The organism is Chitinophaga sp. sic0106, assembly GCF_019219075.1.
Taxonomy (GTDB): domain Bacteria; phylum Bacteroidota; class Bacteroidia; order Chitinophagales; family Chitinophagaceae; genus Chitinophaga.
In genome coordinates this window covers 22,875-43,354 of sequence record NZ_JAHUWJ010000010.1, presented here as the reverse complement: position 1 = coordinate 43,354, position 20,480 = coordinate 22,875, and the positions used below count along the sequence as shown (strand labels likewise).

General features: G+C 46.4%; 17 protein-coding genes and 2 tRNA genes. 10 read left to right on the top strand and 9 right to left on the bottom strand.

The genetic code is table 11. The features are described from left to right. Positions 1-131: 131 nt before the first annotated feature. The 4 genes from secA (at position 132) to KW844_RS16045 (ending at position 5,819) form a co-directional block, all read left to right on the top strand. Positions 132-3,452, top strand: a complete 3,321-nt coding sequence (secA, locus tag KW844_RS16060; protein ID WP_218377805.1) for a preprotein translocase subunit SecA — start codon at positions 132-134, stop codon at positions 3,450-3,452. 86 nt (positions 3,453-3,538) lie between these two features. Next, positions 3,539-4,195, top strand: a complete 657-nt coding sequence (deoC, locus tag KW844_RS16055) for a deoxyribose-phosphate aldolase (RefSeq protein WP_218377804.1) — start codon at positions 3,539-3,541, stop codon at positions 4,193-4,195. A gap of 24 nt (positions 4,196-4,219) precedes the next feature. Further along, positions 4,220-4,654, top strand: a complete 435-nt coding sequence (locus tag KW844_RS16050) for an SPOR domain-containing protein (RefSeq protein ID WP_218377803.1) — start codon at positions 4,220-4,222, stop codon at positions 4,652-4,654. Next, on the top strand, positions 4,638-5,819 hold the full coding sequence (locus KW844_RS16045) for a M20 family metallopeptidase (protein ID WP_218377802.1): 1,182 nt from the start codon (positions 4,638-4,640) through the stop codon (positions 5,817-5,819). Before KW844_RS16050 ends, KW844_RS16045 begins: the two co-directional genes overlap by 17 nt. 118 nt (positions 5,820-5,937) lie before the next feature. Here KW844_RS16045 and KW844_RS16040 read toward each other — a convergent pair whose 3' ends face one another. From KW844_RS16040 to KW844_RS16025, 4 genes are read right to left on the bottom strand one after another with little or no spacing between them, the layout of a single operon-like run. Further along, the gene (locus KW844_RS16040) at positions 5,938-6,687 is read right to left on the bottom strand and encodes a hypothetical protein (protein WP_218377801.1); all 750 of its coding nucleotides are present in this window, start codon (positions 6,685-6,687) and stop codon (positions 5,938-5,940) included. Further along, positions 6,677-7,060, bottom strand: coding sequence for a GntR family transcriptional regulator (locus tag KW844_RS16035; RefSeq protein ID WP_218377800.1), 384 nt, complete (start codon positions 7,058-7,060; stop codon positions 6,677-6,679). The genes KW844_RS16040 and KW844_RS16035 overlap by 11 nt, the downstream gene beginning before the upstream one ends. A gap of 11 nt (positions 7,061-7,071) precedes the next feature. Further along, positions 7,072-7,878, bottom strand: a complete 807-nt coding sequence (locus KW844_RS16030) for a hypothetical protein (RefSeq protein ID WP_218377799.1) — start codon at positions 7,876-7,878, stop codon at positions 7,072-7,074. A 5-nt stretch (positions 7,879-7,883) separates the two neighbouring features. Next, entirely contained in the window at positions 7,884-8,717 is an 834-nt protein-coding gene (locus tag KW844_RS16025) for an ATP-binding cassette domain-containing protein (RefSeq protein ID WP_218377798.1), read from the bottom strand. 197 nt (positions 8,718-8,914) lie between these two features. On the opposite strand from KW844_RS16025, the gene KW844_RS16020 reads away from it, so the two are divergent. Next, positions 8,915-9,835 (top strand): Abi family protein, encoded by a 921-nt coding sequence (locus KW844_RS16020; protein WP_218377797.1) that lies wholly within the window; start codon positions 8,915-8,917, stop codon positions 9,833-9,835. Between the two features lie 52 nt (positions 9,836-9,887). Here the strand turns inward: KW844_RS16020 and glyA are convergent, their stop codons facing one another. Continuing rightward, positions 9,888-11,168, bottom strand: coding sequence for a serine hydroxymethyltransferase (glyA, locus tag KW844_RS16015; RefSeq protein ID WP_218377796.1), 1,281 nt, complete (start codon positions 11,166-11,168; stop codon positions 9,888-9,890). 151 nt (positions 11,169-11,319) lie between these two features. Between glyA and KW844_RS16010 the strand changes: the two genes are divergently transcribed. Then, positions 11,320-12,312: a sugar phosphate nucleotidyltransferase gene (locus tag KW844_RS16010; RefSeq protein WP_218377795.1), complete on the top strand. Its 993-nt coding sequence runs from the start codon at positions 11,320-11,322 to the stop codon at positions 12,310-12,312. Positions 12,313-12,335: 23 nt separating this feature from the next. Further along, a complete protein-coding gene (locus KW844_RS16005; RefSeq protein WP_218377794.1) occupies positions 12,336-13,274 on the top strand; it encodes a nitronate monooxygenase family protein in 939 nt (312 codons plus the stop codon). Here the strand turns inward: KW844_RS16005 and KW844_RS16000 are convergent. The 4 genes from KW844_RS16000 to KW844_RS15985 form a co-directional block, all read right to left on the bottom strand. Then, entirely contained in the window at positions 13,261-14,556 is a 1,296-nt protein-coding gene (locus tag KW844_RS16000) for an ABC transporter permease (protein WP_218377793.1), read from the bottom strand. The genes KW844_RS16005 and KW844_RS16000 overlap by 14 nt on opposite strands. Before the next feature lie 12 nt (positions 14,557-14,568). Then, on the bottom strand, positions 14,569-15,495 hold the full coding sequence (locus KW844_RS15995; protein WP_218377792.1) for an ABC transporter ATP-binding protein: 927 nt from the start codon (positions 15,493-15,495) through the stop codon (positions 14,569-14,571). 53 nt (positions 15,496-15,548) lie between these two features. After that, entirely contained in the window at positions 15,549-17,111 is a 1,563-nt protein-coding gene (locus KW844_RS15990; RefSeq protein WP_218377791.1) for an NAD(P)/FAD-dependent oxidoreductase, read from the bottom strand. A gap of 94 nt (positions 17,112-17,205) precedes the next feature. After that, positions 17,206-17,592 carry a DUF3127 domain-containing protein gene (locus KW844_RS15985; protein ID WP_218377790.1) on the bottom strand — a complete coding sequence of 129 codons (387 nt, stop codon included), beginning with the start codon at positions 17,590-17,592 and terminating at the stop codon, positions 17,206-17,208. A gap of 572 nt (positions 17,593-18,164) precedes the next feature. Here KW844_RS15985 and dnaA point away from each other — a divergent pair. The 3 genes from dnaA to KW844_RS15970 all read left to right on the top strand — a co-directional run bounded on the left by dnaA (position 18,165) and on the right by KW844_RS15970 (position 20,404). Next, complete coding sequence (dnaA, locus tag KW844_RS15980) at positions 18,165-19,598, top strand: chromosomal replication initiator protein DnaA (RefSeq protein WP_073078180.1); 1,434 nt, start codon at positions 18,165-18,167, stop codon at positions 19,596-19,598. 620 nt (positions 19,599-20,218) lie between these two features. Next, positions 20,219-20,307: transfer RNA gene (locus KW844_RS15975), tRNA-Ser, on the top strand. 23 nt (positions 20,308-20,330) lie between these two features. Next, positions 20,331-20,404, top strand: a tRNA-Pro gene (locus tag KW844_RS15970). Positions 20,405-20,480: the final 76 nt, after the last annotated feature.

Sequence of the window (20,480 nt, the reverse complement as noted above, 5' to 3'; positions counted from 1 at the left end):
CAAGCCGGCAGCCTGCCTGCCACGGGCTATATTAGGGGAAGATGAAAACTGATGATGGATTTGCTCCAGCACAGCCAAAGGGAAGGTTACACAAGGAAATTGAAATCGTAATTCGTAATTAAACATTCTATATGCTAGGTTTTTTAACAAAACTGTTTGGAGGGAATAAGTCTGAGAGAGATATCAAGTCTATCGCTCCAATGGTGAAGCAGGTCAATGAGGAGTTTGAAAAACTGCAATCCCTGCCTATTGACGACCTGCGTCATAAAACCCAGGAATTCCGCGCTCGTATCAAGGAACACCTTGCTGCTATTGATAAAGAAATAGCCGAGAAAAAGGAAACTGCCGATAGCTCAGAGGATGTTACAATAAAAGATACCATTTACCAGGAAATAGATGCACTGAAAAAAGACCGTGATAAACAGCTGGAGGTAGTGCTCCTGGAACTGTTGCCGCAGGCTTTTGCAGTGATCAAGGAATCGGCCCGCCGTTTTTCCACCAATCCAACGCAAACCGTTACCGCTACCGCACTGGATCGTCAGCTGGCGGTTACTAAAGATTATGTAACCATTGAAGGCGATAAAGCGACCTGGAAAAACTCCTGGACTGCCGGTGGTAACCTGGTAACCTGGAACATGGTGCACTACGATGTACAGCTGATTGGTGGTATCACCCTTCACCAGGGTAAAATCGCAGAAATGGCTACGGGTGAAGGTAAAACCCTCGTATCTACACTGCCTGCTTACCTCAACGCATTAGCCGGTCAGGGTGTACACATCGTAACAGTGAATACTTACCTCGCTCAGCGTGACTCCGAATGGAACGGCCCGCTGTTCGAGTTCCTCGATATTACAGTAGACTGCATCGACGCACATCAGCCTAACAGCCCTGCACGTCGCCAGGCTTACCTCGCAGATATTACTTACGGTACCAACAACGAATTCGGCTTCGACTACCTGCGCGATAACATGGTGCATAGTCCGGAAGAAATGGTGCAGCGTAAACACCACTTCGCTATGGTCGATGAGGTGGATAGCGTTTTGATCGATGATGCCCGTACCCCGCTGATTATCTCCGGGCCGGTACACCGTGGTGAAGAACAGGAATTCCATGTGCTGAAACCACGCATCGCTGATCTGTTTGAACTGCAGAGAAGAGAAGTAAATAAATATCTCCTCGAAGCTAAAAAATTGATTTCCGAAGGTAAAGACGATGCCAAAACCGGCGGTCTGGCCCTGATGCGCGCTTACAGAGGTTTGCCTAAGAGCAGTGCCCTGATCAAGTTCCTCAGCGAACCGGGTATGAAAGTACTCCTCCAGAAAGCGGAAAATTACTACCTGGCTGATCAGCAACGTGAAATGCCTAAAGTAGACGCAGGCCTGTACTTCACCATCGAAGAAAAAAATAACAGCGTAGACCTGACCGATAAAGGTATTGCACAGATCACCAAAGCAGGTGAAGATGCTGACTTCTTCATCATGCCGGATGTAGGTTCTGAAATCGCTGAAATCGAAAAACTGGATGTGGCACCTGAAGAAAAACTGCAGCGCAAAGATGCATTACTGCAGGACTTCGCACAGAAATCAGACCGTATCCACTCCGTACAGCAACTCCTCAAAGCATATACCCTCTTCGAAAAAGATGTGGAATATGTGGTGATTGACGATAAAGTAAAAATCGTAGATGAGCAGACGGGTCGTATCCTCGATGGTCGCCGCTACTCCGATGGTTTGCACCAGGCAATTGAAGCGAAAGAAAATGTGAAAGTAGAAGCTGCTACACAAACCTTTGCTACTATCACCTTGCAGAACTACTTCCGTATGTACCACAAACTCGGTGGTATGACTGGTACCGCTTCTACTGAAGCCGGTGAGTTCTGGGAGATCTACAAACTGGATGTGGTAAACATCCCTACCAACATCCCTATCTCCCGCCTGGATGCGGAAGACCTGGTTTACAAAACCAAGAGAGATAAATACAAGGCAGTTATTGAAGAAGTGAAAAAACTCCAGAGCCAGGGTCGCCCGGTACTAGTAGGTACCACTTCCGTGGAAGTATCCGAGTTACTGAGCAAAATGCTGACCTTCGAAAAAATCCCTCACAACGTACTCAACGCAAAACAACACGCCCGTGAAGCACAGGTGGTGGCCGCGGCCGGTTTGCCTGGCGCTGTTACCATCGCTACCAACATGGCGGGTCGTGGTACGGATATCAAGCTCGGACCTGGCGTGAAAGAAGCGGGTGGTCTGGCTATCATCGGTACAGAAAGACACGAAAGCCGTCGTGTAGACAGGCAGCTGCGTGGTCGTGCCGGTCGTCAGGGTGATCCGGGATCTTCCCAGTTCTTTGTTTCCCTGGAAGATGATCTGATGCGTATGTTCGGTTCCGACCGTATCGCCGGCCTGATGGACCGTATGGGTTATAAAGAAGGTGAAGTGATCCAGCACAGCATGATCACCAGATCCATCGAAAGAGCACAGAAGAAAGTAGAAGAAAATAACTTCGGCATCCGTAAGCGCCTGCTCGAATACGATGACGTAATGAATAAGCAGCGTACCGTTATCTATGCTAAGCGTAACCACGCCCTGTTTGGCGAACGTCTGGCCATAGATGTGGATAACGCATTCTACGATGTAGCAGAAAACATGATCACTACCCACAAAGAAAGCGGCGACCACGAAGCTTTCAAACTGGATGCTATCATGAACTTCGCTATCGATACAGAAATTACAGCTGAAGAACTGGCTCGTACAGATGCACAGGCACTGTCGACCCGCCTGTATAACGAAGGTAAGTCCAACTACCAGCGTAAGGTGGATGCCATCAGTGCACACATGCTGGAAGCAGCGCAGAACATCCTGCAGCAGCATAACCAGTACGGCACTATCCGCGTACCTTTCCATGACGGCAGAAAGCAACTGTGGATTTATGCGGACCTGCAGCAGATCGAAGCTACCAAAGGTCATGAAGTGATGAACTCCCTGGAGCGCAACATCACCCTGCACCTGATCGATGACGCCTGGAAAGAACACCTCCGCGCCATGGATGATCTGAAACAATCTGTACAAAGTGCCGTTTACGAGCAAAAAGATCCATTGCTGATCTATAAATTTGAAGCCTTCAACCTCTTCAAACAAATGGACGGCGAAACCAGCCGCGATATCGTTTCTTTCCTCTGTAAATCCATGATCCCTGTACAACAGGATGAGCAGGACGAACAAATGGTAGAAGAAGCACATCGCCCTGAAGAAAGGACCGATATGAGCAAAATGCGCGCTACCCACGAGGAAATGAACGATCATGCCAGCTACCAGGAATCAGGCCCGCAATACGCCCAGGAAGTGGAAGAAAAAACCGAACCGGTGCGCGTAGGTCCTAAGGTAGGTCGCAATGACCCTTGCCCTTGCGGAAGCGGTAAAAAATTCAAACAATGTCATGGTCGTGACCTGTAATGGTTAGCACCAGTATCATACTGAAAACGGATTGCAGAAAATGCAATCCGTTTTTTTATTTAATTTCGCCCTAACAACTGTACAAAATGGAGATAAACCGCTATATAGATCATACCGTATTGAAGCCTACCACCACCCTGGAAGATATTAAAAACCTGTGCCTGGAATGCGTGGAATACAACTTCGCTGCTGCCTGCGTACCTCCGCTGTACGTAAAGCTGGCCAAGCAGTTTCTGGGGGCTACGGAGTCCAAAGTAGCTACTGTGATAGGTTTCCCTTTCGGGTACTCTGCCATCGAAGCGAAAGTGGCCGAAACGGTACTGGCAATAGTGGACGGAGCAGATGAACTGGACGTGGTAATTAACATCTCCGCAGTAAAAAATAATGACTGGGAATTCCTGGAAAAGGAAATTGCCAACCTGATGCTGGTGATCCGTGAAAGGAAAAAGGTAATCAAAGTAATTATCGAAAGCGGTATCCTTACCGATGAGGAAATTGTGAAATGCTGCCAGCTGTATGCAAAGTACGGCGTGGATTTTGTTAAAACATCTACCGGTTATGCAGAAAAAGGCGCCAGCGTACATGCCGTACAGCTCATGCGTGCCAACCTGCCGGCCGATATCCAGATCAAAGCCAGCGGCGGTATACGTACACTCGCCTTTGCAAAAGAACTGATTGACGCCGGTGCTACCCGTATAGGTGCCAGTGCCAGCGTATCCATCGTAAAAGAGGCGAAGGCCTGATTGCTAACGACCAATAATTAAACTATGCATAAGATTTTCATCCTGATCTGCTGCCTCCTTGGAAGTACCTGCGTGATGGCGCAGGACGTGGCCAGCAATGGGAACGTAAAAGTGATCAAAGATAGCCGTATCGATGTGCTGATTAAAAAACAGGTTTACATCAATACCCTCGCTATCCGCAACCAGCCCGGATTCCGTGTGCAGGTGATTTCCACCAACAAACGCGCCGATGCCAACGAAGCCAAACAAAAGGTGATGCAATTGTACCCGGATGTACGCACCTACCTCGAATTTCAGGCGCCCTATTTTAAAGTACGTGTAGGCGACTACAGAAGTCGTGAAGAAGCAAGCGAGCTGCGCGAACGACTCTCCAGCCTGTTTTCAGGAGGAGTTTTTGTTGTACCAGCTACTATTAACGTGACACCGGATAAAGAACTATCTAATGAAGAATCTAATTAAGGAGCTGGCAAAAGCCTACGCTCCTGAGTTTATCAGCATCAGGCATCACCTGCATGCCAACCCCGAACTTTCCTTTCAGGAATATAAAACGTCTGAATTTATTCAGCAGAAACTGACTGAATTCGGTGTACCCTTTACCGCCGGCATCGCCGGAACCGGCATCATCGCCCTGATCGAAGGTAAAAACCCAACATCAAGGGTAATAGCCCTCCGTGCCGACATGGACGCACTGCCTATCACCGAAGCCAATGATGTACCTTATAAGTCACAGAATACTGGCGTTATGCATGCCTGCGGCCATGATGTGCACACCACCTGCGTACTCGGAGCTACCCGCATCCTTCATGAATTAAAAGACCAGTTCGAAGGAACTATTAAAATACTATTCCAGCCGGGTGAAGAAAAACACCCTGGCGGCGCCAGCATCATGATTGAAGAAGGCGCTCTGGAAAATCCTAAACCGGATGCTATCCTGGGGATGCACGTGCAGCCTACCATGGAAGCAGGAATTGTAGGCTTCAGAGCAGGTCAGTATATGGCCAGCGCTGATGAAATTTATATCACCGTAAAAGGAAAAGGCGGCCATGCTGCTTTACCTCAGCTGACGGCCGATACGATCCTCATCGCTTCCAATATTGTGGTAAGTCTCCAGCAGATTATCTCCCGTAATAACAATCCTTTCTCCCCTTCTGTACTCAGCATTTGCGCTTTCAATGGCGGATTTACTACTAACGTAATCCCCAGTGAAGTAAAGCTCATGGGCACTTTCAGGGCGATGGATGAAACCTGGCGCTTTAAAGCCCACGACCTGATTCGTAAACAGGCCAAAGGAATTGCAGAAGCAATGGGTGCGGAAATTGATATCGACATCCTCGTTGGGTATCCTACCCTGTATAATAACGAGGCGGTTACTGCTCAGGCACGCAGCCTCGCGGAAGACTTCCTGGGTAAGGATGCCGTGGTGGATACTGAAATCCGTATGGGTGCGGAAGATTTTGCCTTCTATTCTCAAATCATACCAGCCTGCTTTTTCCGACTCGGTACCGGCAACGTAGCCAGAGGTATTACCTCCGGTGTGCATACCGCTACCTTCGATGTGGATGAAAAAGCTATTGAAGTAGGAATGGGCACCATGGCCTATCTGGCTACCCAGTTCATTAAATAAATAATGCCGATAGAAATCGGCATCACTCTTTTTGGAAAATGTTGTTAAAGAAGTCCTGATGGAGATCAGGACTTTTTTTATTGCTTGTAAAACTGATAAGTATAATTTATTCTTAACACTATTTTTCTTGTTGTCCGGAGATCATCTTCACTGATTTTCCATTGAGTGATACTTCCACTTTTTCGTCAAAATTGAAATGATGCTGTTTGAAGTACACATCATTCAGGTTAATGGAACCTCCGTCAGTAAAGGAGATGTCTGCATTGTCAATAGCTGTGTTCCCAAACATTTCAAGTCTGGTCCGTCGGCCACCGGTGTAACGTAACTCGCCGATCCCTACATTTGAAATCACTGTCCGGGCAGAAGTATCAGCTACGATGACTAACTGGGTCGCCTGTACGCCGTTGATTTCCATCCAGGCCGCCGTGTTGATAATTTGCGGCATCTCTTTACCCACAGCTACTTTAAATCCGCCTGATCCGGCTGTTAAAGTTATCATGAGCGTGTCTCCGTTTTGTTTGAACTGGTCTCCGTTATAGCTGGTCACCGACCACGCATCCTCCTGCACCACTTCCACTTTGTTATGTTGCCGAACCTCCTCGATGCCCTCTCTTTCTGTGCTGTCGGCATTTACATACTCCCTGCGCGTCACATTCGTATTAAAGACGACCAGTACTTTAAAAGGTTGCACGGTAACTGGCAGTATTTTTTTATTTTCTTCCGGGTTGTTTTTATTATGATGGGCGCCTATCCATTCCTGGTTGGTAATTCCCTTCTTATAATTAGCCCAGATGGTAATATCAGTGACCAGCATCAGGAAGATCAGGATGCCTAAGAAACCTATGATGAGTTTGGTACTAGTTTTCATGTCCGTTGAGTTTATTTTGCCTGAAAGTGGCGTAATAGGGTTTAAGATCGTCCAGCGTTATATCCAGGAGAAATAGATTCCGGAAGAACTGCGGCAGCTCGTTGCTGATGAAGGCTTCTTTTTTTGCTGCAATAATCTTTTTTACCGCATCCGACTGGATAAAATAGCCAATGCCTCGTTTGTTGGCAATGATCTCTTGTTGCTGCAGCAGCTCGCAAGTGCGCATTACCGTATTGGGATTTACTTCCAGCGTTACCGCCAGCTCCCGCACGGAGGGGATTTTTTCCTCCGGCTGCCACTTGCCCAGTAATATCTGTTCGTTTATATAATCAGCAATCTGGAGGTAGATCGCCTGTGTATCTTTGAATTCCATTTGTAAAGATTTTATTGGATTTCTTTATCACCGATCCGGAAATAGCTCAGCACCCACAAGGCCGGTATCAGTAAAAACTGTGCGATGAAGAGATTCGTTCTTCCTAACCATTCCGGCACTACGTAGGCAAATTGTTGCTTGTTGGTAAAAATGGCGAAGAACGGAATGTTGGTAAACCAGTCGTGGAGCGACTTCCCGAATAATATATTCGTAATAGCAATATTAAGGAACCAGCCCGCAAACAGGATAATCAGTATGCTGAAGAATATCTTTGGAAAGCTGAACTTATAAAAGAAGGTAGCGCCGAAGAAGAAGGCGGCATGCAGTCCCAGCATGAGTTGCAGGAAATTGAAATAAGTGAATTTAGGATGGAATATGCGGTCCCAGTCGTATACCACTGTTGCGCCTTTGTAAGTGATAGCAAGGGTTTGATAGGTTTTGAAACTGATCCACGCGCATAGATGAAACACAATCGTTACAAATACGAAGGTGATCAGAAACTGCCCCAATACTTTTTCAAATTTTGAAGCCGGCAGCAGGAAAAAGTCCATGCGTCTTTCAGTTTTAGCGAGCGCATTGAAGCTCCTGGAGGCATCCAGGCCAATGTAAAGGGCAAAGAAAATGATATAGGGCGGGAGGAGGTCTGATACCTTAATTTCTTTTTCCCATTGGTGGAGATTAAAGAAACCGATAAGTGCAAAGCCTATCCCTGCGGCCAACATCAATGAAGTGGTGAGCAGGTATGCTTTATAGTTATCCGAAATTTCTTTCCGGAGATACATGCCCAATCTGTTAATAGAGAAGAAGTTGTTTTGCATGATAATTAGTTGAAGATTTCCTGGATAGATTGGCGGTTGGAGAGTACGGCATTAAAGAGCAGTTCCATATCGATGCGGCTGTGTTCCTGGTGCTGGTTAGGCGTCACGATCGCGTGCCCTCTCAGGTTACTGTCGGCATACAGTACGGTTTCGGCGGGATTTAGTTGCGGCACTACTTTGAAACTCAGTTTATCCGTTACCGTTTCCACTGCTTCGCGGAATATAATGCGGTGGTTATCAATAATCACAATGCTATCAATGAGGTTGTCGAGGTCGCGCACCTGGTGGGTGGAAATGATAATGCATTTGTCGTCCGTAAGTGTACCGGCAATCAGCTTGCGGAAAATGCTTTTGCTGGGGATGTCGAGGCCGTTGGTAGGTTCGTCCATCACCAATACGCGGGTATTGGCTGCCAGCGCAAAGCTGATCACGAATTTCTTCTTTTGTCCGTAGGACATTTCAGGGAGATACTGGTTCTGTGGGATCTCGAATTCTTTCAGGTAAGCATCAAATGCTTTGTAATCGAAATTCGGGTAAAAGCAGGCCCGCGTGGCGAGGTATTGTTTGATTTTTACTTTAGGGAGATATAATTCTTCCGGTACCAGAAATATATCCTGTAAAAAGGAAGGATTTCTGCCGGAAGCTACTTCACCAAATACCTCCACTTTGCCTGCATCCGGAAATAGTAACCCGGTAATTTGTTTTAACAGGGTGGATTTGCCTGCTCCATTTTTGCCGAGCAAGCCATAGATGTGGCCTGGCTGCAACTGCAGGTTCAGGTTTTCAAACAAGGGCCTGCCGGCCTTGTAGCTGAATGTAAGGGATTGGATGTTAATCATATACTAAGGTCGTGGTTTAGTGTACTACTTAACTAGTACACCATGAAGGTACAATAATTTTTGAATGGGCAAAGTTTTTTTATTGGGGTAAAAAATGTCTTGTCAATTTTTTGACATTATGCTATATTTGTAATAACAGATCCAGCCACGCTACCCATTCGAACAGCGTCCCACGGCTGGACTTTTTTTTTGTCCATATGACTCCAACCAAATACACCAAAACTGCATCCTCTATTCAGGATCAAATAAATATTTTGCAAGAAAGGAAGCTGGTCATCAGCAATATACCCTTCGCTGAGCACTACCTCACTCATGTTGGCTATTATCGATTGGCGGGATATTGGCGCATCTATCAAATAGACACAGTTAACCATATTTTTGGGGATGAAATCACATTCGAGCAGGTTATAGAACTCTATAATTTTGATAGAAATCTACGTTCTTTAATATTCGACGCAATTGAAAGCATCGAGATCTCCCTGAGAACTGTGATGTTACAAATAATGTGTGAGGCATATGGAATGGACTGGTTTCAGCAGAAGAAATTAGCACAGCATCTAAACTACTGGCAGGAAAACCTTGATAAAATTGAGGATGAATTAGATCGTTCCAAAGAAGACTTCGTAGTACACCATGACCAGGTATATGGTAAAAAAGACTTTCCTCCAGCCTGGAAGGTAATGCAAGTCTTGTCATTTGGAACACTTTCCAAGATATATAGTAACATCACAAGTACAATTCCGGAAAAGAACAAAATTGCCAGAGCATTGGGAATGCCTAACTATAAGTACCTGGTTTCCTGGTTGCAGACAATTAGTATCCTCCGAAATTTATGTGCGCATCATAGTCGGGTGAGTAACCGCGTATTTAATTTCGTACCTCAAAAAATGGCGACATCTCATCTGCCCTGGTTAAAAGTTCTGCCAGTTACAATGGAGCAACAACGTTCATTGTACAATCAGTTATGTTCCATTAAATTTTTGCTGAATGTTGTTAGCCCTGGAAATGAATTTACTGTGCGGTTAGTTGCCCTGTCCCAACAGTATCCACTGGTTGATTTGGCTGGACCCATGGGGTTTCCTTCCGGTTGGAGGATGGAGCCTCTTTGGCTATCATAAAAAAATCCCGCCGGCACAGCCAGCGGGACTAAAAAGAAATATACCTGGTCGCTTATCCCAGCTCAGGATACAGCGAAAACTGTTGCATGAAACCATTCACTTCACCACGTACTTTAGTGATCAGCGCTTCGTTGTCAGCATCCATCAGCAACTGATCTACCCAGTCAACGATTTGATCCATATGACCTTCTTTCAGACCACGGCTGGTGATAGCAGGAACGCCCATACGAATACCAGAGGTAACAAACGCTGATTTATCATCGTAAGGAACCATGTTCTTGTTGGTAGTGATATCGGCTTTTACCAGTGTCTGTTCTGCTTTTTTACCGGAAATGTTCTTGTTACGCAGATCGATCAGCATCAGGTGATTGTCAGTACCGCCAGAAACGATTTCATAACCTCTGCTGACAAAGCTTTTCGCCATTGCCTGCGCGTTTTTGATAATCTGGTTAGCGTATACAGTATAGTCGTCAGAAAGAATCTCGAAGAAAGAAACTGCTTTAGCGGCAATTACGTGCTCCAGCGGACCGCCCTGGATACCTGGGAATACCGCCAGATCAATCAGGGAGCTCATCATACGGGTTTCGCCTTTTGGTGTTTTAATACCGAATGGATTTTCGAAATCCTTACCCATCATGATCATACCACCGCGAGGGCCACGTAAAGTTTTATGCGTAGTAGTTGTTACAAAGTGGCAATGTGCAAACGGAGAGTTCAGTAAGCCTTTGGCAATCAGACCTGCAGGATGCGCAATATCTGCCATTACAAAAGCACCTACCTGATCAGCGATCTCACGGATACGTTTGTAATCCCAGTCGCGGCTGTAAGCAGAAGCACCGCAAATGATCACCTTTGGTTTCTCACGGTTGGCTACTTCTTCCATTTTATCATACTCTACAAGGCCCGTTTCTTTGTTTACACCATAGAAATGAGGCTCATATAATTTACCGGAAAAGTTAACGGAAGAACCGTGTGTCAGGTGACCACCCATGCTCAGATCCAAACCCAGAATTTTATCACCTGGTTTCAGAATAGCCAGCAAAACCGCAGCATTAGCCTGTGCACCAGAGTGAGGCTGAACGTTTGCATATTCAATACCGAAAATCTGTTTTGCCCTGTCAATAGCCAGTTGCTCGCTCAGATCCACGATTTCGCAACCGCCATAATATCTTTTGCCTGGATAGCCTTCGGCATATTTGTTTGTCATCACATTCCCCATCGCCTGCATTACCTGAAGGCTGGTAAAGTTTTCAGATGCGATCAACTCAATGCCATGGCGCTGGCGCTCCAACTCCTGGCGGATGATATCAAATATTTGCTGGTCTCTTTGCATGATGCCTTAAAATTTGACGCAAAGGTAGAATAAACCTGAATCAATTGCAATGTGCTGCCACGGAGAAAATTAAATTGCTGTCACATAAAGATTTTGCTATATTTTTATGCCGGTCTGACTATAGCCAAATTTATCCTATTTTCGCCCCATCATGAAGGCAATAATACCGGTGGCCGGAGCAGGCACAAAACTCCGTCCGCACACATATACACAACCCAAAGCTTTAATTCCACTGGCAGGTCGCACAATACTCAGTATTATTGTTGATCAGCTTGTCGATGCAGGTATCAGCGAATTTGTATTCGTAGTAGGCTACCTGGGCGATAAGATCCAGAACTACGTGGAAAATAAATATCCGAACCTTACCTGTCACTTCGTACAGCAAAACAGCCGCGAAGGTACCGGACACGCCATCCTGCTCACCCGCGAAGTAGTAGCCAACGATGAAATCCTCATCGTGCTCGGCGATACCATCGTGGAATGCGACCTCCAGGATGTGATCAGCTCACCTTACTCCATGCTCGGCCTCAAAAAGGTAGACGACCCGCGCAACTTCGGCGTTGCCGAACTGGACGATAAAGGCTTTATCACCCGCGTAGTCGAAAAACCGCAGATACCTAAGTCCAACCTGGCGTTGGTAGGATTGTATAAAGTGAAAGAAACACCACTGCTGTTTGAATGTCTCCAGAAAAACCTGGATAATAAGTTTAAATCGCACGACGAATTTCAACTTACAGACGCGCTGGAATGCATGATCGAACATGGCGTGAAATTCAATGGCTTCCGTGTTAATAACTGGTTCGACTGCGGCAGGAAAGACACGCTCCTGGAAACCAATGCCATCCTCCTGAAAAAATATAAAGCAGCCAGCAACCCGGTGCTGCCGTATGAAAACACGATCATCATACCGCCTGTAAGTATCGGCGAAGGTTGTAATATCAAAAACTCCATCATCGGCCCTAATGTTGCCGTGGGGGATAATACCGTTGTCAACTACTCCATTGTAAAGGATTCCATCATCGGCTCCTTTAGCAACCTGTATGAAGTAGTACTCAAATCATCCCTGATCGGTAGCGATGCCAACATCAGAGGACTGAGCCAGAGCCTGAATATTGGTGATAACACAGAAATAGATCTTGGCTGATCTGAATATTTATCTGATTGCTTATGAACAGGATTAATGCACTTTTCGGTATACGTTATCCCATCATCCAGGCTGGTATGATCTGGGCCAGCGGCTGGCGTTTGGCCAGTGCAGTTAGTAACGCCGGGGGCCTCGGTATCATTGGAGCCGGCAGCATGTACCCCAACGTATTAAGGGAGCATATTCAGAAAACAAAGCAAGCCACAGATAAGCCTTTCGGCGTAAACGTTCCACTGCTTTACCCGGATATCGATCAGCTGATCAACATCATCCTGGAAGAGAAAGTACCGGTTGTATTCACCTCTGCCGGTAATCCTAAAACCTGGACGGGTACACTCAAAGCCGCCGGTATCAAAGTAGTACACGTTGTGTCCAGCAGCCTGTTTGCAGAAAAAAGTGAAGCCGCCGGCGTGGACGCCGTAGTAGCAGAGGGTTTTGAAGCAGGAGGTCATAATGGGAGAGAAGAAACCACTACGATGGTGCTCATTCCTGCCGTTACTGCAAAAGTCAAAATTCCGGTAATAGCTGCCGGAGGAATCGCCACGGGGAGAGGGATGCTCGCTGCTTTCGCACTGGGCGCCGAGGGAGTGCAGATAGGTAGTCGATTCGTAGCCACGCCGGAAGCCTCATCTCACCAGAACTTTAAGAATGCCATACTGGACGCCAGAGAAGGAGATACCATGTTGTCTCTTAAAAAACTAACACCGGTACGACTCATAAAAAACCATTTCTACGACCTCGTAAAGGCCGCAGAAGACGATGGCGCAGATGCAGCCGTATTAAAGGAAATACTAGGCCGCGCCCGCGCCAAAACCGGTATGTTTGAAGGGAACCTCTCCGAAGGCGAACTGGAAATAGGCCAGGTCAGCGCCCTTATCTCTCAAATAAAACCCGCAGCAGCAGTAGTAGCTGAAATCTGGGAAGAGTTCGAAGCCGCCCGCAAGCAGCTTACGACTTACTGAAAATCCATTTGGTAGCCTCTTTAAGGGTAATCTTCTTACCATACATCAATATGCCGGTACGGTAAATCCTGCCCGCAATCCAGGTGGAAGCAATAAATCCACCAATCAGCACCACCATGCTCAGTAACAATTGCCAGTAAGGTACGGTACCAGGTACACCCGCCGGAATCCGCGCCATCATTACCAATGGTGAGCTGAATGGAATGATGCTGGCCCATACAGCCAGGGAGCTCGTTGGATCTGCTACGGCCTTCACTAAGATTATGCTGCTGATGATAATCGGTGCTGTCAACGGTAAGGTCATCTGCTGAATGTCGGATGCATCCTCATTTGCCAGACTACCCACCGCCGCATATAACGAAGAATAAAATAAGTAACCACCCAGAAAATAGAACAGGAAGCAGCCAATAAACAGTGCCCAGTTGATTTTACCCAGTACAAAAGAGAATTTCTGCATGGCTTCGGCCATCTCTGCGTTTGAACCCGCCTGGTTAGCGGTTTGCAAGGTCTCGGGCGACATAAACATCGGCAATGCCATCGACAATAGGATCAACAATATCCCCCATATCAGAAATTGTAAAAGACCTACCGCCGCAATGCCAATGATTTTGCCCATCATCAGCTGAAAAGGCCGTACACTGCTGATCATCACTTCAGCAATCCGGCTTACTTTTTCTTCCATTACGCCACGCATCACTGAGGTGCCAAACAGCAGGAGCATGAAATACATGGTAAACCCGCTGGCATAGCCCAATACAAAGGATGCGGCGGAACTGCCTTTCTTCTCATCCTTGCTGTCCTTGAATTCTACGGTCACATCAGCGCGGATGGCGTCTACCTTAGCTTTGTCAATTCCATTCACTTCCATGCGCATTTTTTCAATAACGCTGTTGAGATTACTGGTGATGGCATGTTCCAGCCCAATGCTGGCTTGCGCCTCACTGTAGTACTCAAATCCTGATGGGCGTTCCAGGTCAATCTCCGGAATCAGCAGCACGCCACTGTAGCCCTGATCAGCATAATGGCGCTTCAGTGAGTCCAGCGGCTGATCGGCAATGAATTTGAAATAAGTATGCTTGATGTCCTTGAACTGCCCTGTGAATTTGCCGCTATTATCCACCACCGCCACTTTAGTGCTGCTGTTGGAATTGCCGGCCAGCAAGGCAGGGACAATAATCATCGCTGCAAATGCCAGGGGCACCAGCACGGTAACAATCAGGAAAGAACGTTTGCGGACGCGGGATAGAAATTCCCTTTGTATTATGAGGTATATCTTATTCATGATTCAGCTGGATTAGGCGGTGGCAGCAACGTTTTCAGTGAGCTGTACCTGTGAAATGAAAACTTCGTTGATGCTTGGGAGTAACTCCTCGAAATAGGTTACCGGAATCTCCTGGCGGATAAAATGCAGGAGGATATCATTGGTAGTGCTGTCGGGATTCAGTTTCAGGGTGAAGGAATGATCGTCGATGGATACGATGGTGAAATGCCAGGTGGCCATCTGTGCAGCATTGGGCATAACGCCTACCCCTATACGGAAAAGCCCCTGTTTGAAGTCCTGGCGGATCTGCTTTACGCTGCCATCGAGGATCTTCTGCCCTTTATTCACCAGCATAATATGATCACATATTTCCTCCACCTGCTCCATGCGATGGGTGGAAAAGATAATGGTAGTACCGTTTTTGCTGAGATTAAAAATTTCCTGTTTCAGGAGGTTGGAGTTGATAGGGTCCAGTCCGGAGAAGGGCTCGTCAAGGATCAGCAGCTTGGGTTCATGCAACACGGTGGAGATGAACTGTACTTTTTGCTGCATGCCTTTGCTCAGCTCATCCACTTTTTTGTTGGTCCAGGTGTTGATATCAAACTTGTCGAACCAGTATTTAATACGTGCGTTTGCCGTTTTCTTATCAAGTCCTTTGAGTTGTGCCAGGTAAAGTATTTGCTCTCCTACCGGCATTTTCTTGTATAGTCCGCGTTCTTCGGGCATATAACCGATGGCCTGCAAATCGTTCGTAGGGTCGAAGTGTTTACCATTCAGGAGGATGCTGCCGGAGTCGGGATAGAAGATACCGGTGATCATGCGTAACAGTGTCGTTTTACCGGCGCCGTTGGGGCCTAGCAGGCCAAATATGCTGCCCTGTGCAATATTGAAGGAGATGTCATCTACTGCTTTGTGGGAGGCATAGTATTTTTTCAAGTGTTGTACTTCCAGGAGGTTCATAATGGAAATTAGTGATAAATCCTGATAAACCTCCCGGGTACATATTATAAAGTTTAGCGAGATAATTTGGCTGCAATAATAGCTGCCACGCGCTCGCCATCCATGGCGGCAGATACGATTCCACCGGCGTAACCGGCACCTTCGCCGCAAGGGTAAAGGCCTTTTACCTGTGGATGTTCCAGTGTATCGTTTTCACGGGGAATTCGTACAGGCGATGACGTGCGTGATTCCGTGGCTACCAGTATGGCATCGTTGGTGTAGTAGCCTTTCATCTTTTTACCGAATGCTTTAAAGGCTCCACCGAGGCGGGTGTGTACCGCGGCCGGCAATACCTCACGGAGGTTCACACTATTTACACCTGGTACATAGGAACATTCAGGCAGTGTAGCGGATACTTTATTGTTGACGAAATCGGTCATACGTTGAGCAGGTGCTACAAACTTACCTCCACCTGCGTTGTAGGCAGCTATTTCCACTTCGCGCTGGTAGTACATGGCTGCCAGGCTTCCTTTATCCGCGAAGGGTTGGTAGTCGCCGGCTTCAATGCTTACGACCATGCCTGAGTTGGCGAAGGGGTTGTTACGTTTGGAGGGCGACCATCCATTCACCACGAGTTCTCCCGGGTCGGTGGCTGCCGGAGCGATGATGCCGCCGGGGCACATGCAGAAGGAGAACACGCCGCGGCCGTCTACTTGTTCAACGAGGCTGTAGCTGGCTGGTGGCAGGTATTCGCCACGAAGGGCGCAATGGTATTGTGCGCTGTCGATCAGTTCCTGCGGATGTTCGATACGAACACCGAGGGCGAAGGGTTTAGCTTCCAGCAGTACCTGTTGCTCATCGAGCATGATAAATATATCGCGTGCGGAGTGGCCGGTGGCCAGAATCAGGTGTTGTCCGGCGAAGTATGCGCCGCTGGCGGTTTTCACGCCTTTCACCTGTCCGTCTTTGATATCAATATGATTAATGCGTTGTTCGAAGTGGACTTCACCGCCGCTGGCGATGATTTGCTCACGCATGGCGGTAATGATATGCGGGAGTTTATTGGTGCCTATATGTGGGTGTGCGTCGATGGCTATTTTCTCTTCGGCGCCAAATTGTATGAAGATATTAAGGATGCGGTTAATATCGCCGCGTTTGTTGGAGCGGGTGTACAGTTTACCATCGGAGTAAGTACCGGCGCCGCCTTCCCCGAAGCAGTAGTTGGAGTCGGGGTTTACGATACCTGTTTTGTTAAGGGCGGCGAGGTCGCGTCTGCGGGCGCGTACATCTTTTCCTCGTTCCAGTATGATAGGTCTGACGCCGGCTTCTATGAGTCGCAATGCTGCAAAGAGGCCAGCAGGGCCGGCTCCGGCAATGAGTACGGTGGGTGCTGTTGCTGGTAGGTCTTTATATACCGGTGCTTCGAATTCTTTTTTATGAAATGGTTCATTGACGTACACCTGCACGGTGAGGATGAAGTACACTTGTCTGGAACGTGCGTCAATGGAGCGTTTGAGAAGATTATAACCGGTAATGATTTGTGAAGGTACGCTGAGTGCGGCTGCTGCAGCTTTGATAACAGCGGTGTTTGACCCGGCATCAGCGGGGAGTAGTTTAAGTGAGACTTGTTGAATCATGTTAGGTAGTTATCCTAAAGAAATACGGATTTGCAGTGACCAGGGAGCTCCTGATATACGCTGCAAATCCGTATAGGTATGTTGAAATAATAAATTAGAACGGCAGATCGTCGCTGCTATCTCCGCCAGCAGCAGGCATTTGCGGAGTGTTGTAGTTAGGCATTGGGTCAGCTCCGGGAGCAGCCGCGGCCATAACGGATTCCATACGCCAGGCGTCGAGGTTGGTGATGTAGTTTACTTTACCATCTTTTTCCCAACGGGTACCTTTGATATTGAAATAAACTTTAACATTTTCACCTTCGTTGAACCGGTCAACAATACCAGTGCGGTCTTGTACAGCCTGGAATTTGATATAGTTATTGATTACGCGACCGTTGATATCATCAGATTTCTCTATAACGAACTCTCTTGTTTTAAAAGTTTCGCTACGTTGAACTGTATTATACTTCACGACCAGCTTTCCGGTAATTTCAAAACTCATAGAAAAATATTTTAAATTCAGAAGGTCCAAAGATAGGTATTAGTGAAAGTGCGTGCAAATAATTTTTATTGATTACAAGCGCGCGGGTATATAAAAAATTAGTTCCTTATAAACTAGGCCCAAACACATTTTTTTTAATGGAGATACTAACATAGTTTTGCACCCTCGCCGGAAAAATTGTGAATATCTGCAGAAATGATCTCTTGAAAAAAATAAAGAGAAAAAATCTACGATAGTATTTTATCATGAATGCGATACTATTTATGATAAAAGCGTCAATGCTTTCGGAAAGAGGTTGCAAATCAAGCCGGTTTGTAATACAAAAAAAGTGAGGAATGTCAATGCTGTAAAGCAATAGCAGCGGGCAGGGACGGGGTGTTTTCACACTGTAAACAGGATAATATAAACAAGGGTAGATAAATTTTTTTTTTCAACATTTTCTACAGATATTCGTCGTCCTGTCTGAACATTTTTCGACATCCTGCGTTGAGGAATAGCGAATTCGAGAACATCCTTAATTAGACGTGAATTACTTTCATTAAATTAAGAACAAACTAATTTTTTTTATCTCAATGAATAAAACTTGCGACCAAGTTTGGGAAAGGTGTCTTAATATAATTAGGGATATAGTTGAGTGGCAGCCTTTTAAGACATGGTTTGAGCCAATTAAACCGATTAAACTTGAAAACAATGTTTTAACCATCCAGGTCCCCAGCCAATTCTTTTACGAGTACCTAGAGGAGCATTACGTGGGATTGTTAGGAAAAACCATCAAGAGAGAATTAGGTAAAGAAGCCCGGTTGGAATACCGCATTGTAGTAGAGAACGGTACGCCACACCAAAACCCTAGAACTGTAAACATGCCTACGCAGTTTACAAAACCCCAGAAAGACAATGAAGTTGATTTTCCATTAACGATCCAGAACCCGGTCAAAAACCCGTTCGTGATCCCCGGCATTAAACGTGTACAGATTGATTCGCAGCTGAATCCCAACTATACGTTCGATACCTATATAGAAGGTGACTGTAACCGCGTGGCACGCCGCGCCGGTAAAACAGTTGCGGAAAAGCCGGGAGGAACTTCCTTCAACCCACTCGTGATATACGGTGGTGTGGGGTTAGGTAAAACACATCTGGCACAGGCCATTGGTAATGAGGTGAAGAGAATTCATCCCAACAAGGCCGTGTTGTATGTGAGTGCGGAGAAGTTCATCAATCAGTTCATCGATCACTCCAAGAATAATATCATAAATGACTTCATCCACTTCTATCAGTTAATAGACGTACTGATCGTGGATGATATACAGTTCTTTGCCCGCGCAGAGAAAACACAGGATGCGTTTTTTGCCATCTTTAACCACCTGCATCAATCCGGTAAGCAGCTGATCCTTACATCTGATAAGGCGCCTAAAGACCTTGATGGTGTGCAGGAGCGCTTACTCAGTCGTTTCCGCTGGGGCCTCAGTGCAGATATTCAGATCCCTGATTTCGAAACAAGAATGGAAATCCTGGAAATGAAAATGCGCAACGACGGCCTGGAAATGCCGAAGGAAGTAGTGAAGTATGTGGCATATAACATCCAGACCAACGTCCGTGAACTGGAAGGGGCGCTGATTTCGCTGCTGGCGCAATCTTCACTCAACCGTAAGGAAATTGACCTGGAGCTGGCTAAGCGCGTACTGAAATCTTTTGTAAAAACATCATCAAAAGAAATTACCATCGAAAGTATTCAGAAAATGGTATGCGAGTATTTTGATGTACCATATGATAAGCTCCTGCAAAAAACACGTAAGCGTGAAATCGTGCAGGCCCGCCAGATTACCATGTACCTGGCAAAATCATTTACTAAAAACTCCCTGAAAACAATCGGTGAACATTTTGGTGGTCGTGATCATACTACGGTTATTCACTCCTGCCAAACAGTAAAAGACTTAATGGATACTGACAATAACTTCCGCGACAGCGTTATTGAGTTGCAGCAGAAGGTGCAGTTGGCAGCAATGTAATTTACCCCCTGTAACCTATTTGTGACATGCCCCCGTTTAAAACGGGGGCATGTCTGTTTTTATACCGGCGGAGCACTTTCATGGTACCGCAATAATTGCTATGCAGGTATGCCGGGCGCCATAGCCTGTACTTTGTTTTCCGGCACTTTCATGTTACCGGCACTTACCGACTTATATACCCTGTACCTAATTTACCAGCGGAAATTACCGGCGGTAGCCAACCGCGCGAAGCGCGGAACTCACCCAATGACACCGGAAGTGTCATAATAATCCCTTCTCCGCAAACCATGTCTTTTATAGAAGTGCCTTTTTTAGAATATATACCGCTGTCTTTTTTAGGGAGAGAACTAACTGCCCCCGGCAGTAACCAGGCTATTTTTACTCGGTTTTGCACCTGTTTTACGCACAATTAGAATTTTTTTTTCGTGTAGGCATGTCTGCAAATTAGGCGCTGAAATTCAATACGGATAAGGGTTTTAAGAGTTTGAATAAATCTGCCCTGATTAATTCTCAAAAAAAATATCGAAAAAACTGTAAATGTTTTTTGTGAATTTAAAATAATTCCTATTTTTGCAACCCCTTCAAGGAACTAACGCGAAAGGCGCTAATAGAAGGTAAATGGTGAGGTGCCTGAGTGGCCGAAAGGAACGGTTTGCTAAACCGTCGTACGGGTTAAACTGTACCGAGGGTTCGAATCCCTCCCTCACCGCAAATCCAGGTCGGGATTTTTTTCGGGGTGTAGCGTAGCCCGGTATCGCGCCACATTTGGGATGTGGAGGTCGTAGGTTCGAATCCTGCCACCCCGACCTAGAACGCTAAAAGCCTTACAGTGCAAACTGTAAGGCTTTTTTTTGCAGGTATATTTAAACACTATAGCGGCCA

What these genes read in the sequence shown, in the direction of transcription:
- secA (WP_218377805.1), top strand. Translation starts at nt 132, where the DNA reads ATGCTAGGTTTTTTAACAAAACTGTTTGGAGGGAATAAGTCTGAGAGA.
- deoC (WP_218377804.1), top strand. Translation starts at nt 3,539, where the DNA reads ATGGAGATAAACCGCTATATAGATCATACCGTATTGAAGCCTACCACC.
- KW844_RS16050 (WP_218377803.1), top strand. Translation starts at nt 4,220, where the DNA reads ATGCATAAGATTTTCATCCTGATCTGCTGCCTCCTTGGAAGTACCTGC.
- KW844_RS16045 (WP_218377802.1), top strand. Translation starts at nt 4,638, where the DNA reads ATGAAGAATCTAATTAAGGAGCTGGCAAAAGCCTACGCTCCTGAGTTT.
- KW844_RS16040 (WP_218377801.1), bottom strand. Translation starts at nt 6,687, where the DNA reads ATGAAAACTAGTACCAAACTCATCATAGGTTTCTTAGGCATCCTGATC.
- KW844_RS16035 (WP_218377800.1), bottom strand. Translation starts at nt 7,060, where the DNA reads ATGGAATTCAAAGATACACAGGCGATCTACCTCCAGATTGCTGATTAT.
- KW844_RS16030 (WP_218377799.1), bottom strand. Translation starts at nt 7,878, where the DNA reads ATGCAAAACAACTTCTTCTCTATTAACAGATTGGGCATGTATCTCCGG.
- KW844_RS16025 (WP_218377798.1), bottom strand. Translation starts at nt 8,717, where the DNA reads ATGATTAACATCCAATCCCTTACATTCAGCTACAAGGCCGGCAGGCCC.
- KW844_RS16020 (WP_218377797.1), top strand. Translation starts at nt 8,915, where the DNA reads ATGACTCCAACCAAATACACCAAAACTGCATCCTCTATTCAGGATCAA.
- glyA (WP_218377796.1), bottom strand. Translation starts at nt 11,168, where the DNA reads ATGCAAAGAGACCAGCAAATATTTGATATCATCCGCCAGGAGTTGGAG.
- KW844_RS16010 (WP_218377795.1), top strand. Translation starts at nt 11,320, where the DNA reads ATGAAGGCAATAATACCGGTGGCCGGAGCAGGCACAAAACTCCGTCCG.
- KW844_RS16005 (WP_218377794.1), top strand. Translation starts at nt 12,336, where the DNA reads ATGAACAGGATTAATGCACTTTTCGGTATACGTTATCCCATCATCCAG.
- KW844_RS16000 (WP_218377793.1), bottom strand. Translation starts at nt 14,556, where the DNA reads ATGAATAAGATATACCTCATAATACAAAGGGAATTTCTATCCCGCGTC.
- KW844_RS15995 (WP_218377792.1), bottom strand. Translation starts at nt 15,495, where the DNA reads ATGAACCTCCTGGAAGTACAACACTTGAAAAAATACTATGCCTCCCAC.
- KW844_RS15990 (WP_218377791.1), bottom strand. Translation starts at nt 17,111, where the DNA reads ATGATTCAACAAGTCTCACTTAAACTACTCCCCGCTGATGCCGGGTCA.
- KW844_RS15985 (WP_218377790.1), bottom strand. Translation starts at nt 17,592, where the DNA reads ATGAGTTTTGAAATTACCGGAAAGCTGGTCGTGAAGTATAATACAGTT.
- dnaA (WP_073078180.1), top strand. Translation starts at nt 18,165, where the DNA reads ATGAATAAAACTTGCGACCAAGTTTGGGAAAGGTGTCTTAATATAATT.